This is a genomic window from Sporobacter termitidis DSM 10068 (genome assembly GCF_900130065.1).
GTDB lineage: Bacteria > Bacillota > Clostridia > Oscillospirales > Oscillospiraceae > Sporobacter > Sporobacter termitidis.
The window spans coordinates 549,999-563,023 of the sequence record NZ_FQXV01000001.1; the positions used below are offsets into that span (position 1 = coordinate 549,999).

Annotated in this window: 13 protein-coding genes and 1 tRNA gene; 3 read left to right on the forward strand and 11 right to left on the reverse strand. The window is 57.3% G+C overall.

The annotated features are described in order from the left end of the window. Positions 1-426: 426 nt before the first annotated feature. Positions 427-1,809 (reverse strand): TrpB-like pyridoxal phosphate-dependent enzyme, encoded by a 1,383-nt coding sequence (locus tag BUB60_RS02625; RefSeq protein WP_073076061.1) that lies wholly within the window; start codon positions 1,807-1,809, stop codon positions 427-429. Between the two features lie 543 nt (positions 1,810-2,352). Here BUB60_RS02625 and BUB60_RS02630 point away from each other — a divergent pair. Beyond that, positions 2,353-3,507, forward strand: a complete 1,155-nt coding sequence (locus BUB60_RS02630) for an iron-containing alcohol dehydrogenase (protein ID WP_073076062.1) — start codon at positions 2,353-2,355, stop codon at positions 3,505-3,507. A gap of 551 nt (positions 3,508-4,058) precedes the next feature. Here the strand turns inward: BUB60_RS02630 and BUB60_RS02635 are convergent. The 3 genes from BUB60_RS02635 to BUB60_RS02645 all read right to left on the reverse strand — a co-directional run bounded on the left by BUB60_RS02635 (position 4,059) and on the right by BUB60_RS02645 (position 6,703). After that, positions 4,059-4,937: a hypothetical protein gene (locus tag BUB60_RS02635; RefSeq protein WP_143162241.1), complete on the reverse strand. Its 879-nt coding sequence runs from the start codon at positions 4,935-4,937 to the stop codon at positions 4,059-4,061. Positions 4,938-5,055: 118 nt separating this feature from the next. Further along, the gene (locus tag BUB60_RS02640; RefSeq protein ID WP_073076064.1) at positions 5,056-5,538 is read right to left on the reverse strand and encodes a deoxycytidylate deaminase; all 483 of its coding nucleotides are present in this window, start codon (positions 5,536-5,538) and stop codon (positions 5,056-5,058) included. Positions 5,539-5,629: 91 nt separating this feature from the next. Beyond that, positions 5,630-6,703 (reverse strand): hypothetical protein, encoded by a 1,074-nt coding sequence (locus BUB60_RS02645; protein WP_073076065.1) that lies wholly within the window; start codon positions 6,701-6,703, stop codon positions 5,630-5,632. A gap of 489 nt (positions 6,704-7,192) precedes the next feature. Between BUB60_RS02645 and BUB60_RS02650 the strand changes: the two genes are divergently transcribed. Further along, complete coding sequence (locus tag BUB60_RS02650; RefSeq protein WP_073076066.1) at positions 7,193-7,612, forward strand: RNHCP domain-containing protein; 420 nt, start codon at positions 7,193-7,195, stop codon at positions 7,610-7,612. Positions 7,613-7,697: 85 nt separating this feature from the next. Here BUB60_RS02650 and BUB60_RS02655 read toward each other — a convergent pair whose 3' ends face one another. Both BUB60_RS02655 and BUB60_RS02660 read right to left on the reverse strand, forming a co-directional pair. Next, a complete protein-coding gene (locus BUB60_RS02655) occupies positions 7,698-8,069 on the reverse strand; it encodes a four helix bundle protein (RefSeq protein WP_073076067.1) in 372 nt (123 codons plus the stop codon). A 254-nt stretch (positions 8,070-8,323) separates the two neighbouring features. Further along, positions 8,324-8,400 (reverse strand) — tRNA-Arg (locus BUB60_RS02660). A 270-nt stretch (positions 8,401-8,670) separates the two neighbouring features. Here BUB60_RS02660 and BUB60_RS02665 point away from each other — a divergent pair. Continuing rightward, positions 8,671-9,306: a L,D-transpeptidase gene (locus BUB60_RS02665; RefSeq protein ID WP_073076068.1), complete on the forward strand. Its 636-nt coding sequence runs from the start codon at positions 8,671-8,673 to the stop codon at positions 9,304-9,306. Positions 9,307-9,313: 7 nt separating this feature from the next. Here the strand turns inward: BUB60_RS02665 and rnfB are convergent, their stop codons facing one another. The 5 genes from rnfB to BUB60_RS02690 are packed head-to-tail and all read right to left on the reverse strand — an operon-like array spanning position 9,314 to position 13,019. Continuing rightward, positions 9,314-10,156 (reverse strand): RnfABCDGE type electron transport complex subunit B, encoded by an 843-nt coding sequence (gene rnfB / locus BUB60_RS02670; RefSeq protein ID WP_073076266.1) that lies wholly within the window; start codon positions 10,154-10,156, stop codon positions 9,314-9,316. A gap of 34 nt (positions 10,157-10,190) precedes the next feature. Beyond that, a complete protein-coding gene (locus tag BUB60_RS02675; RefSeq protein ID WP_073076069.1) occupies positions 10,191-10,787 on the reverse strand; it encodes an electron transport complex protein RnfA in 597 nt (198 codons plus the stop codon). Beyond that, positions 10,784-11,407 carry an electron transport complex subunit RsxE gene (rsxE, locus tag BUB60_RS02680; protein WP_073076070.1) on the reverse strand — a complete coding sequence of 208 codons (624 nt, stop codon included), beginning with the start codon at positions 11,405-11,407 and terminating at the stop codon, positions 10,784-10,786. Before rsxE ends, BUB60_RS02675 begins: the two co-directional genes overlap by 4 nt. Further along, on the reverse strand, positions 11,408-11,980 hold the full coding sequence (locus tag BUB60_RS02685; RefSeq protein ID WP_073076071.1) for an RnfABCDGE type electron transport complex subunit G: 573 nt from the start codon (positions 11,978-11,980) through the stop codon (positions 11,408-11,410). After that, the gene (locus tag BUB60_RS02690) at positions 11,973-13,019 is read right to left on the reverse strand and encodes an RnfABCDGE type electron transport complex subunit D (RefSeq protein ID WP_073076072.1); all 1,047 of its coding nucleotides are present in this window, start codon (positions 13,017-13,019) and stop codon (positions 11,973-11,975) included. Before BUB60_RS02690 ends, BUB60_RS02685 begins: the two co-directional genes overlap by 8 nt. Positions 13,020-13,025 lie beyond the last annotated feature (6 nt).

A 13,025-nucleotide genomic window follows, 5' to 3' on the forward strand; every position in this document is an offset into this window, starting at 1 on the left:
CCTTCGCGGGAATGACAAACGCAGTGTGCCGGGGCGCAGCCCCAAGAGGGTCCGGGGCACAGCCCCGAGAGGGTCCGGGGCGCAGCCCCGAGGGGGTCCGGGGCGCAGCCCCGAGAGAGTCCGGGGCACAGCCCCGAGGGGGTCCGGGGCGCAGCCCCGAGGGGGTCCGGGGCGCAGCCCCGAGGGGGTCCGGGGCGCAGCCCCGAGGGGGCCCGGGGCACAGCCCCGAGGGGGCCCGGGACGCAGCCCCGAGGGGGTCCGGGGCGCAGCCCCGCGAAGGTCCGGGGCGCAGCCCCGCGAAGGTCCGGGGCGTAGCCCCGCGAAGGTCCGGGGCGTAAGCCCCGCAAGGGGGTATGGGGCGCAGCCCCATTAAGGGGTCATAGGGGGCGACAGCCCCCTATACCTTTATTGGGCGGGAGGGTGGGCTTATTGGATGCCGGGGAGCTTCGGAATGGCGTCAAAGCCGCGCTGGAGGTCGGCGTCGGTGGGGATGTAATCCGTCATGGTGCCGTCGTTATACTGCATGTAGGCCGTCATATCGAAGTAGCCCGTGCCGGACAGTCCGAAGAGGATCGTTTTGGCTTCGCCGGTCTCCTTGCATTTGAGCGCCTCGTCGATGGTCACGCGGATGGCGTGGGAGGACTCGGGCGCGGGCAGGATGCCTTCCGTCTTGGCAAACTCTGTGGCCGCCTTGAAGACGCTGGTCTGCTCGACGGCGCGGGCCTCGTCGATATAGCCGTCATGATAAAGCTGGGAGAGGATCGGGCTCATGCCGTGGTACCTGAGGCCGCCGGCGTGGTTGGACGGCGGCAGGAACGACGCGCCCAGCGTGTACATCTTGGCCAGCGGCGTCACCATGCCGGTGTCGCAGAAATCGTAGGCGAATTTGCCGCGCGTCAGGGACGGGCAGGACGCCGGCTCCACGGCGATGAAATACGGCGCGGTTTTCCCGGCCAGCCGGTCGGCCATGAAGGCCGACATCAGGCCGCCCAGGTTCGAGCCGCCGCCGGCACAGCCGATGACGATATCGGGGTATTCGTCGATTTTCTCCATCGCCGCTTTTGCCTCCAGGCCGATCACCGACTGATGGAGCAGCACCTGGTTTAAAACGCTGCCGAGAACATACCTGTATCCCTCCGTCGAGACGGCGACCTCCACCGCCTCGCTGATGGCGGTGCCGAGGCTGCCCGTGCTGTCGGGATTGTCGGAGAGCATCTTGCGGCCGATGTTCGTCGTATCGGACGGCGAGGGGATGATCTTCGCGCCGTAGGTCTCTATGACGGCCTTGCGGTACGGCTTCTGCTGGCTCGATATCTTCACCATATAGACCTTGCAGTCGAGGCCGAAGTAGCTGCAGGCCATGGACAGCGCGGTGCCCCACTGCCCGGCGCCGGTCTCCGTCGTCACGCCCTTCAGCCCCTGCTTTTTGGCGTAGTACGCCTGGGCCAGCGCCGAATTCAGCTTGTGGCTGCCGGAGGTATTGCCGCCCTCGTATTTATAATAGATTTTCGCCGGCGTGCCCAACGCCTTTTCCAGGAAATACGCCCGGAACAGCGGCGCCGGCCGGTACATTTTATAATAGTCCCTGATTTCCCCGGGAATTTCGATAAAGCGATCTTTGACATTGAGCTCCTGCTTCACGAGCTCCTCGCAGAATACGGGCGTCAGGTCCGCCTCCGTCACCGGCTGCAGCGTGCCCGGATGCAGAATCGGCCGGTGATCCGTTTTCATATCGGCACGGACGTTGTACCACGCCTTTGGGATTTCCTCTTCGCTCAAAACGACTCTGTACGGGATTTTCTTTGACATTTTCTTTTTCTCCTTTCACGCTTTGCGAGACAGAAAGGCCCCCCGGCGGGGAAATAAAATAAGCCCCTGTCTCTGCTATTGCAGGGACAAGAGCTTCCACTCCTGCGGTACCACCCGGCTTGGCGCAAAATACGCCCGCTCTGCGCACACGATAATGTGCCGGCATTTGTTAACGGAGCGCCTTTCTCCGTCTCCCCTACTCGGTATGCCGCTCCGCGGCCGCCTTTCAGTTTGCCCTCCCGGACCCATTCGCCATTCCTTCCGTGCCGCGTTCCCACCCTCGGCGGCTCTCTGAACCGGTGTCGAAACGGTTACTTGCTCCCGGTCAACAGTTTCATACGATATTCATCGCGATATAGTGAATCTTCAATTCATCATATTCTGATTATACGCACGGATTCCCGGATGTCAAGCGCAATTTCAATAAAAGTATCACGCTACATTTTATTGATTTAAATGTTGTCATTGGCAGTTTTTCACTTTATAATAACTGGTGTTACATATATATCATTACCGGCGGTAAGTAAATAAGGAGGTCAAGCTATGTACCAGCAGTTTTCTCATTCTGCCACCGTCATTTTCGGGTGGGGCGTCGTCTCCGTCCTCGGGGAAAAGGTCAAAGAGCTCGGCTGCAAAAAAGCCATGTGTGTTATCGACAAGGGCATCGAGGGCACCAACATCCCGGGCAAGGTGATAAAGAGCCTGACGGATGCGGGCCTAGACGTCGTCACCTTCAGCGGCGTCGTTGCCGATCCTCCCGTGGAGATTGTTGACGAAGGCGCTGCGCTGGCCAAGAAGGAAGGCGTGGACTGCCTCATCGGCATCGGCGGCGGCAGCAGCATGGACACCGCCAAGGCCATCTCCATTCTGCTCACGAAGCCCGGACAGGCCAAGGACTACATCCTCGCCAAGCCGATCTACATCGATACGAAAACACCGGTCATCCTCGTCCCGACCACGGCCGGGACCGGCAGCGAGGTCACTTCCGTCGCCATCATCTCCCGCCCCGACGCCAACGCCAAGTGGAGTGTCTTCGTCAATACGACATACGCCATTGTGGACCCGGAGCTGACGCTGTCCCTGCCGAAGCGCGAGACGGCCAACACCGGGCTCGACGCGCTGTCCCACGCCATGGAAGCCATGACAACCGTCAACTGGAACCCGCACAGCGACGTCATGGGCGAGGCCGCCATCCGCAAAATCACAGAGCACCTCGTCACGGCGTATAACGAGCCGGGCAACAAGGAGGCGCGCACCGGGATGATGCTGGCCGCCAACTTCGCGGGGCTGGCGTTCAACGATCCCATCACCCACATCGGCCACGCCGCCGCGGACGCGCTGTCCTGCCGCTTCCACACGCCCCACGGCTACAACTGCGGCATCTGCCTCCCCACCGCCATGAAGATCACCGCGCCGGCCACGCCCGAAAAAATGCGCGTCATCGCCGAGGCCATGGGCGTCAGCGTCACGGGCAAGGAGACCGGCGAGGAGCTGGGGGACATTGCGGCGGACAAAATCCGCGAGCTCATGCGCGCCGTGAACATCAAATCCCTGAAGGAATCGGGCTTCAAGCGCGAGGACGTCCTGAGCCTCGCCCCCGACGTCGTATCCAATCACCTGGCCAGCTATTGCCCGGTAAAGATCACCGAGGACAAGGCCCGCGAAATCCTGGCGGACATCTACGATAGCTATCAGTAAGCGATACATATAGCAGGTTTTTTGACAAGCTGAGGCACGGCTGCCAGGGCAGCCGTGCCTTTTCTGTCGCCGCGCGCCTTCGTAAGGGCAGACCTCGTGTCTGCCCTCTTGCGACATGCTGCGAAAAACGGCACAGGGCGGACACAAGGTCCGCCCCTACGCCTTTATGCGCCCGAATTTTTTACACAGACGCCAGCACCCGGTTATTGGCCGGGGCGTACTGCTTTTGCCAAGGGGGCTGCCGTCGGAGCCGCCCGGGGATTTATTCCCGTGCCGCGCGGCACCGCCGCTGTCCTGCCGCGCGGGCAAGAAAGGCGCGTCTGGGAAGCCGCGCCCTACGGGGACGGAAGAGACGGCGGGCGATTGATAATCGCCCCTACGTAAAACCGTGAAATCTACCGATGAGGTCCGGGGCGGGGCCCGGTGGACACCAGGGGCGAAGGCGCCAGCGAGATTTATGCCGAAGCGGAATTCATTTCCGCCCGGCAGATTTAATTAGCCAGGGCTCCCCGCGCGGCCTGCCGCGTGGGGAAACGGGTGGGCGGGCTTATTTACTCCACGTCCTGTACGATGGTCTCCGGCCGAACGTCGAGCTGGCCGGGGTGGCGGATAAAGCTTTTGAAGTACTTGAAGACCTGGGCAAAATAAAAACCGTCGCTGATGCGGTCGTCCAGCGTCAGTATGTAATCCACATACCGTTTTTCGGCGACGGACCCGTCCGCCTGCAGCTCGTTCTGGCGCCGCTTGGCGCCGAACGCCAAGAAGAGCGGAATGTTGCCGAAGTTGTACAGGTGATGCACAACGGGCCGTATGCCGAGGGACCCCAGGTCCGTCACGAACATGGAGCCGTGGAACATGCTGGAGTCGATGAGCGACTTGGGCATCATGTTGTGGTAGTCCATAAAATTCAGGGTCCCGAAAATGATCCGGTTCACGAACCGGGGGAATTTGCAGAGCAGTGCCGAGATATCGTCGGTATCGGACTCCTCGGTATTGTCCTTGATTTTACTGATCTCGGCGTTGATCTTGCGGTATATGTCGGAGATCGTGTCGTGCGCGTTCAGTATCACCTTGATGGACGTTTCGCCGGAGTTCACGGACATCTCCTTTTTGACCATCAGGATGATCTCGATATTATGTCTAGCAAAAAGCTTCTGGCCGGAGACAAAGCGGTTCAGCTCCGGCTTCTGGCTCACAACGCGGACATACGAGGCCACAAAGACATGGAGCATGCCCATGCCGGGATACCCCTCGGCCCGTTTCATCTTTAAAAACCGCTCGACCTCGGTGATCTCAACACTGTCCTCATACGCGTTGTTGGCGTCGTTTTTCGTCTTCATGATAAACGGCGCGATTTTATACATCGGATCAACGGTCCGCAAAAGGCGCCCGTCATAGCGGTCGCGCAAACGTCTTCTTCTATTCTCCATAACTCCACTCCCATACGCTGATGGCCCTATCATATATGAATCGTTTCAAACATGCAATAATAAATTCAGGGAGACGAATCTCCCTGAATCTCTTATGTATCTCCGGCAATATGGCAAATCAGAGAATCGCCGGCAGCGAGTCGTCGTTAAATACCCAGTCGCGGACATGGGTGACGGTAAAGGTGTCCTTCTTATTGCGGGTAATGACCTTGGCGATCCCTGCGTTGATGATCAGCCGCCGGCACATCGTGCAGGGCGTCACCTCGCTGATGTAATCCCCTGTCGACGCTTCGGTGCCCGCGAGGTAAAGCGTGGCGCCGATCATGTCCCGCCGCGACGCCGAGATGATGGCGTTGGCTTCGGCGTGGACGCTGCGGCAAAGCTCGTAGCGTTCGCCGCTGGGGATGTTCAGGTTTTCCCGCGTACAGTATTCAAGGTCGCCACAGTTTTTCCTGCCCCGCGGCGCGCCGTTGTACCCGGTGGCAATAATTTCGTCGTTGAGGACGATGATCGCGCCATATCTGCGGCGCAGGCAGGTTGACCGCTCCATGACGGTTTCGGCAATGTCGAGATAATAGTTCTCTTTATCCTTGCGCTTCATACTGTAACCCCCGTACGACATATTGGTGCCTGATTTTCTAATATTATACAGATTACAGCCCCCGGGGTCAAGCGGATAACGCAGAGGAGGCTCACTCCGCGGATGAATATCCGAGCAGCTTTGCAGCCATGTAGGCCGGGAGATACACATTACCGTCAACAACCAGGATTCCGTCGGCGTATTCCCGGCCGCCCATCAAAAGTAAAAACTGACCTGTCTCGCCGTTGACGCTGAGGCCGACATCATTTATTTTATAGCATTTGCCGTCCGGCCGCCATGCGGGCGTTTCAGGCGCAGCGCCGGACGGGGCGGGCTTCAGCGCGACAGCCACATTTTTATCGTAAGTAAAATCGACGCTGTACGTATAGTACAGCTCATGATACGACATGCCGTTCGGCCACGTGCCGGACGCGTCGAGGGTGGTCTGGCGCAGCGTGCATTCCGCTTTGAGCACGGCGCACAGGTCGGACAGGCGGACATAGCTCACGCCGTACCCGTCAGCCAGCACATATCCGGACGGGGCGGTAAGCTCCGATTGCGCCCCGTTACTGTTCGTCAAAAGGATTCCACGGTCATATCTGGTAAAGAACAAATCCGGTTTTTCATAATTGTTTCTTGTCTTTATCGCGCCGTAATCGGTATCAATCGAATAAAAATCCATCGGCTTTGTAATCGTCAGGGTTCTGTTTCCGGCGTCCCAGGCGACGTCGTAGCCGAAGCTTCTCATGTCCTCGGCAACGATGCAGGTTCTGCCGCCGATGTTATAGCTTTCGATTTCCTTCCCGTTCAGCGTTGTGGCGATATCCGTTTTGTAATAATGCCCCGCAACCTTTCCGGGAGTTCCGGCGGCGCTCCGGCACAGCTCCCCGCTCATGGCCTGAAGGGAGTTAAACGTACCGCCCTTGTCGGTGATGTCAAGCCTTCTCGTAGCGGCGTGCCAGTAAACGTCAAAGCCGTAATGCCAGTTTAAAATCTCCGCGTCGAGCACTGTTTTACCGCCGATGTTATACGACGTTATCGGCGAATAGTACAGGTATGTTTTTATATCGGTATAATAGTAATTTCCCGCGACGTCGCCGTTTTTTGCGGACGCCGAAGTAACGCACGCGGCCGCGAGCAGCATAACGAGCAAAAAAACCGTGAGACGCCTGTACGTTGATTTCATAGTGAACCTCATCTCCCAAAAAGGTGGTTTAACATGAATTCCGAGTCAATTATACCATCATTTTCCGCCGGCGTCATGAAAAAAGCACGGGACTGTTGACCCAGGCCCGCGGCCAATATCACGCACAGAAAAACGGATTGATTATTGAGACAGGATGTAGTATGATAATTTCAGTTTCATTCTGTGGCAACCCTCGCAGAATATGAAAGGAGCTGTATTGATGTCGGTTACTTTTGAGGTGGCTTCGGCTTAAACAGAATACCGGGCATACGATATTTTTGGGGTTCAACACTGCCCTTAGTATTGTTATGCCGTTTTGAGTAACCTATCGTGACTACTGTAGATTTCTACGGGCACATTGAACAGGTGTGCTCGTGTTTATTTGTAAACACCTTGCATCACCTTTCCCGCTCCGCAGTTTGCAGCCGAACGAGGCTGCTTGCTGCGGTATTTTTATGCCCATTTTTGAAATGTGACGGAGGAAAAGAAATGACCACTCAAAATAACCGTTCAAACAGTGAAGGAAGTTTTATTTGTAAGGTATGCGGCGCGCTGGTCATGCCGGAGGGTGCCGGCAGCCAACACCGCAACCATTGTCCGAAATGCCTTTCCAGCGTCCATATGGACAACGCGCCGGGAGACCGGGCATCGCTGTGCAGCGGAGTTATGGAGCCCATAGGCGTATGGGTGCGTAAAAACGGCGAATGGGCCATCATCCACCGCTGCCGCTTATGCGGTACGCTAAGTTCAAATCGGATAGCGGCCGACGATAATCCCGCCTTGCTGATGTCCATCGCCGTCAAACCTTTAGCGGCCCCTCCCTTCCCTTTGGGACGGTTAGAGCAGGACCTTAACAACAGCTTAAAACCGCAGGAAGCGTATCCGCATGAGCAGATAAAAGAGAATTGAAGTTTGAAAGGACAGGTAAAACCTGTCCTTTCTTGTTAAAGCGTTATCCTTATACTTTTTTTGCCCAAATGACAGCTCTGCTGCCTTACAAATTCCTGTTTGGCCAGCCTTTATCTTTCACAGTCCTGCAAGATGAAATCAGCATCCTGCGAATCGCGCCACACTCTTGCTGAACAGATTTATATGTATCTTCCGTCAGGTATCCGGTTTCAAAAAGCAGCTCCAGCCAATATTCGGTTTCGCTTGCTTCCTTAAGTGCAATCTCCAATTTAGAGATGAAATCTGCTTTTCCCTGCGCATATTGCGCTTCATGAATATTGGCGCCGACAGACGTCCCGGAACGCATCAACTGGTTAGTCAAAGGCGATGGTGCACGGGAGGCTTGCAGGTCTTTGCAGAGAAGAACGATATTTTTCGCCAGTTCTTTCGATTTCGTGCGAAGTATGCTGTCAGACATAAAAGCACCGCCTATCCACGTTATAGACAAATGTGAAAAATAGCAAGAAATGAGTGATATTGCCGCTGTGCGGCAGTGATATAACTTTGTCGTGATATTGCGACCTGCGGTCGCAGTGATATTATATTCGCCTCCCAAATTGGGCGCAGCCCAATATCACTGCATTGCAATATCTCTGGCGGAGCCAATATAACTCGCCGAAGGCGAATATAGTTGAAAAAGACTCTGATTGTATCACAATCAGAGTCTTTTTCTGGTACGCCTGGAGGGACTCGAACCCCCGGTCTCGCGGTTCGTAGCCGCGCACTCTATCCGGCTGAGCTACAGGCGCATACTACCGGTGCATGGCACCTAGGTATATTAGCACAACGATTTTTAAAATGCAATAGGAATTTCGATATTTTGATAAATTATCAACATGTTGTGGTCATACTGCCGTTTCGCGGCAGATATCGCGAAAACTGCCAAAAAGCGTCATTCTCCCGCTCTCTGGGAAACGCCGGCCCCGGCGGCGGCGGGGTTGGGCTTTACAAACATATTCTTCCTAACATATGTGAATTCAATAAGCTTAAAATAAGCTTATCACACGCGGGAGAATGATATGAAAAAAGCGACAATAACAGTGCTGTTCATCCATATACTGATACTATTCGCCATCAATCCGGCAGCCGCGGCGCAGGATATCATCTGTGAAGAATCCGCCGTATCCATCAAGGTCAGCCAGCAGGAAAAAAGCAGGATACAGGCCATCGTCAAAACGGGCTACGCCGGCGACTACACCCTGGATTGGGCGAAGACCCACGATTACAAGGAATCCGAGAAGGTCAAATGGGTCAATATCAAGGGCTACTCAAGCAAAACGAAATATCTGATCTGGGTGAGCGTGGCTTACCAGCGCCTGAACGTCTTTACCGGCTCGTCCGGGAACTGGAACCTGTCCAGGACGTTTATCATCGGCACCGGCGCCCGGGGTCGGGATACGCCGACCGGCACCTGGAAAATCATTAACAAACAGCCGAAAGGCTGGACGACGCCAGCCTATTCGGTAAAACCGGTGATCACGTTTATCAACGAAAAATACGGCTTCCACTCGCGGCTTTATTACCCCGGCTCCGCCAAGCTCTATGACGGAAGAATAGGGTTTCCGTGCAGCCACGGCTGCATCCGCATGTTTTCAAGCGATGTGTCGTGGCTTTACGAAAACGTCCCGCTGGGCACCACCGTCGTCGTGTATTAGCGGGGAATTAATTGGCCTTTGCCAGAACCTTTTCAGTTTCAAACCCCGCCAGCGCGCTGATCGCCCCCGTGGGGCATTTGCCGACGCAGGTGGCCTCAGCGCATTTTTCGATGCAGATCGCTGCGTCCACAAAGGCGAGGTTGTCCTGGATGCGGACGGCCTGATACGGGCAGTTTTTGGCGCACAGGCCGCAGCCGATACAGGCCGCAACGCAGTTCTTTTTCGCCGCCGCGCCCTTGTCCCTGGAGCTGCAGTCGACCTTGACGTGCGCCGCGGTCGGCTGCATTTTGATGAGCTTTTTGGGGCAGGCCTTCTCGCAGGCTCCGCAGCCCGTGCATTTTTTTGCGTCCACCGCCGGCAGGCCGTTATCGCCCAAGGATAGGGCGCCGAAGTTGCAGGCGCTCACGCAGCTGCCAAAGCCCAGGCAGCCGTATTTGCATGCTTTCGGCCCGTAATGGAGCATATTCGCGGCGCCGCAGTCCTTGACGCCGGTATACGTATAGTCGATTTTGGCCTTGTCGCAGCTGCCCGCGCAGCGGACGTGGGCGATGTGGGGCTCGACCTTTTCGGCGGTCTTGCCGGTGAGCTGCGACACCGCGTCGGCGACCTCCTGCTTGCCGGGGACGCAGAGGTTCGGCGCGACGTCGGGGTTCAGGACGACGGCCTCGGCGTACGCCGCGCAGCCGGCATAGCCGCACGCGCCGCACTGGCCCTTCGGCAAAAGCTCCTCGACCTCTTCGATGAGCGGATTTGTCTCGACCTTGAGCTTTTTATTGGCCACCGCGAGAACAAGCCCGAACACAAGCCCGATCGCGGCCAGGACGATGACGATTACAATTGCAAAAAAGATTGGATTAGACAGCATAATTCATCCAGCCTCCCCATTAAACACTGATCATGCCGGAAAAGCCCAGGAACGCCAGCGACAGCATACCCGCCACGACAAAGGCGATCCCCATGCCCTGCAGGGGCTTTGGGACGTCGGCATAATCCAGCTTTTCACGAATGCTCGACATGAGGATGAGCGCCAGGGCGAAGCCGACGCCCGAGCCCAGCGCGTTGACAGCGCTCATGCCGAACCCTGCCAGGGTGAACCCATAGCCCGCGTCGGCATTCAGAAGCGGCACGAACAGCACGATGCAGTTCGTGGCGATGAGCAGCAGGTAGATACCCCACATGCTGTACAGCGCCGGCGCGAGCTTTTTGATAAACATCTCGAGGAACTGGACGAAGCTCGCGATGAGCAGGACGAACACGAGCGTCCTCAGAAATTCGAGCCCAAGCGGCACCAGGACCGCGTTGTAAACGAGCCAGGCCAGCATGCTGGAAAGCGTCATGACGCAGGTGACGGCCATACCCATGCCGATAGAGGCGTTGAGCTTTCTCGACACGCCAAAGAATATGCACAGGCCCAGAAAACGCGTCAGCACAAAGTTATTGACGACGGCGGCGCTCACGAAAAGCAGAATATATTGTGTCATGCGGCCTCACGCTCCTTCTGACGTTCTTCTCTTTTTTTGTTGAGGCTCTTTGTCGCGGCCACAAGATAGCCGATGACGATAAACGCGCCCGGCGCCATGACGAACAGGAGCGGCGCATTATACCAGGAACCGAGGATACGGATGCCCAGGAGGGACCCGCTGCCGAAAAACTCCCGGATCGCACCGATGGTCACCATGGCCAGCGTAAAGCCGCAGCCCATGCCGAAGCCGTCCAGAAACGACGGGAAAACCCTGTTCTTCGACGCAAACGATTCGGCCCTGGCGAGAATGATGGCAAAAACCACGACAAGGCTCAGGTAATTGCCCAGGGCCTTGTACAGCTGGGGCGCATAGGCCTGGAGGACGAGTATCGCCAAGGTGACGATGGTGGCGATGCTCGTGATATAGACCGGGACTCGGACCTTTGGATTGACAAACGTCCGGGTCAGGGACACGACGATGTTGTTGAGCGAAATGACAAACGTCACCGTCAGGCCCATTGTCAGCGAGGTGATGACGGAGGAGGTCACCGCCAGCGCCGGGCAAAGGCTCAGGGCAAGGACGAGGATCGGGTTTTCGCTGATGATTCCCTTGCTGAATATCCGCCAAAGATTTTTCATCTACTTCCCTCCCGTGTAGGCGGCGACTTCGTCCACGGCCGCCTTGACGCCCTTGGTCACGGCTTTCGAGGTGATGGTGGCGCCCGTGATCGCCTGAACATCCTCTTTGTTGGCCGGGTCCTTCGTCACGGCCAGATGCTCGGACGTTTTACCTATGAATTGATCCATAAACGCCGGCTCCGAGGCCTTGGTGCCCAGGCCTGGCGTTTCCTTGTTGCTGGTAATGCTGAAGTTCAGGACCTTCCCGTCCGACGAGACGGCGACAAGCATTTCAACGGCGCTCTCATAGCCGCGCGGCGCCTCCTCGACGACGTAGGCGACGACCGTATCGCCGTTTTTGGCCACCGTCATATTGTCCTGCCCGTCCACCGGCACAAAGGACGTCGCCGCGGGGACAAGCGTTTGCAGGGCGAGCGCGTCGGCTTCCTTCTGTTTTTGCACGGCGACCGGATGTGTTATAAAGTAGGCGACCGCCAGAATCACGCCCGAGACGATACACGCAACGGTGAGGTTCAGGGCGATGGCGAGAATTCCCGATTTCTTTTCAGCGCGGGCTTCATGTGCCTCAGACATAGCTCTTCCTCCCCGTTCCGTAGATTCTCGGCTTTGTCACGCGGTCGATGAGCGGCGTCAGGCAGTTCATCAGGAGGATCGAGTAGCACACGCCCTCGGGATACCCGCCCACGAACCGGATCAGCGTCGTGATGACGCCGCAGCCGGCGGCAAAGATGATCTGGCCCTTGAGCGTAATGGGGATCGTCACCATATCGGTGGCCATAAAAAACGCGCCGATGATGAGGCCGCCGGACAGCATGCCGAAAAGCGGGTCTCCGGTGAACAGGCCGCCGCCCCCAAAGATCATGCCGCCGGTGAGCTGGCCGCCGCTGCCGCTGGGCATCAGGCCGCCGAAGGCCCACGTCAAAAGGCCGACGGTGCCGATCATGACGGCGGGCACCTGCCACTTTATGTAACCCCGGGCGATGAGATAGACGCCGCCGAGCAGGAGCAGAATCGCGCTGGTCTCGCCGATGCTGCCGTTGCGCGTGCCGAGCAGGAGCGCCTTATACAGAGCGGTATGGCTGCCGAACAGCGAGATCACGGCGTCATACCCCTCGTGCTTGGCCACATTGAGGACGGTGGCGCTTGTCACGGCGTCGGGGCTCGGCAGCCTGGACGCCCAGGACGTCATCAGCGCCGGCCACGAGACCATCAGCGCCGCGCGGCCGATGTGCGCCGGATTGAAGATGTTGTAGCCGAGGCCGCCAAAGGTCATTTTCGCCACGCCGACGGCGATCACCGCGCCGAACGCCGTCATATAAAACGGCAGCGTGGGCGGCAGGCACATTGCCAGCAGAAGCCCCGTGATAAAGGCGCTGCCGTCGCGCACCGTCACCCTGACCTTGCGGATTTTCTCGATGACATACTCGGTCAGCACCGCCGCGGCAATGCTGACGACGATGTTGATAACGGCCGGCAACCCGAACCAGATCATGCCGAAAATCGCCGCCGGCGCCAGCGCCAGATTCACGTTCCACATGATCTTTTGTACCGTTTCACCGCTTTTGATATGCGGCGACGCCGATACGGTCAAAACGCTTTCCTCAGAACTCATATCTTC

Bases quoted from the DNA above. Each gene is read 5' to 3' on its own strand.
- BUB60_RS02690 (WP_073076072.1), bottom strand. From the start codon at position 13,019: ATGAGTTCTGAGGAAAGCGTTTTGACCGTATCGGCGTCGCCGCATATC.
- BUB60_RS02640 (WP_073076064.1), bottom strand. From the start codon at position 5,538: ATGAAGCGCAAGGATAAAGAGAACTATTATCTCGACATTGCCGAAACC.
- BUB60_RS02650 (WP_073076066.1), top strand. From the start codon at position 7,193: ATGACCACTCAAAATAACCGTTCAAACAGTGAAGGAAGTTTTATTTGT.
- BUB60_RS02655 (WP_073076067.1), bottom strand. From the start codon at position 8,069: ATGTCTGACAGCATACTTCGCACGAAATCGAAAGAACTGGCGAAAAAT.
- BUB60_RS02645 (WP_073076065.1), bottom strand. From the start codon at position 6,703: ATGAAATCAACGTACAGGCGTCTCACGGTTTTTTTGCTCGTTATGCTG.
- BUB60_RS02625 (WP_073076061.1), bottom strand. From the start codon at position 1,809: ATGTCAAAGAAAATCCCGTACAGAGTCGTTTTGAGCGAAGAGGAAATC.
- BUB60_RS02675 (WP_073076069.1), bottom strand. From the start codon at position 10,787: ATGACACAATATATTCTGCTTTTCGTGAGCGCCGCCGTCGTCAATAAC.
- BUB60_RS02665 (WP_073076068.1), top strand. From the start codon at position 8,671: ATGAAAAAAGCGACAATAACAGTGCTGTTCATCCATATACTGATACTA.
- BUB60_RS02630 (WP_073076062.1), top strand. From the start codon at position 2,353: ATGTACCAGCAGTTTTCTCATTCTGCCACCGTCATTTTCGGGTGGGGC.
- rsxE (WP_073076070.1), bottom strand. From the start codon at position 11,407: ATGAAAAATCTTTGGCGGATATTCAGCAAGGGAATCATCAGCGAAAAC.
- BUB60_RS02685 (WP_073076071.1), bottom strand. From the start codon at position 11,980: ATGTCTGAGGCACATGAAGCCCGCGCTGAAAAGAAATCGGGAATTCTC.
- BUB60_RS02635 (WP_143162241.1), bottom strand. From the start codon at position 4,937: ATGGAGAATAGAAGAAGACGTTTGCGCGACCGCTATGACGGGCGCCTT.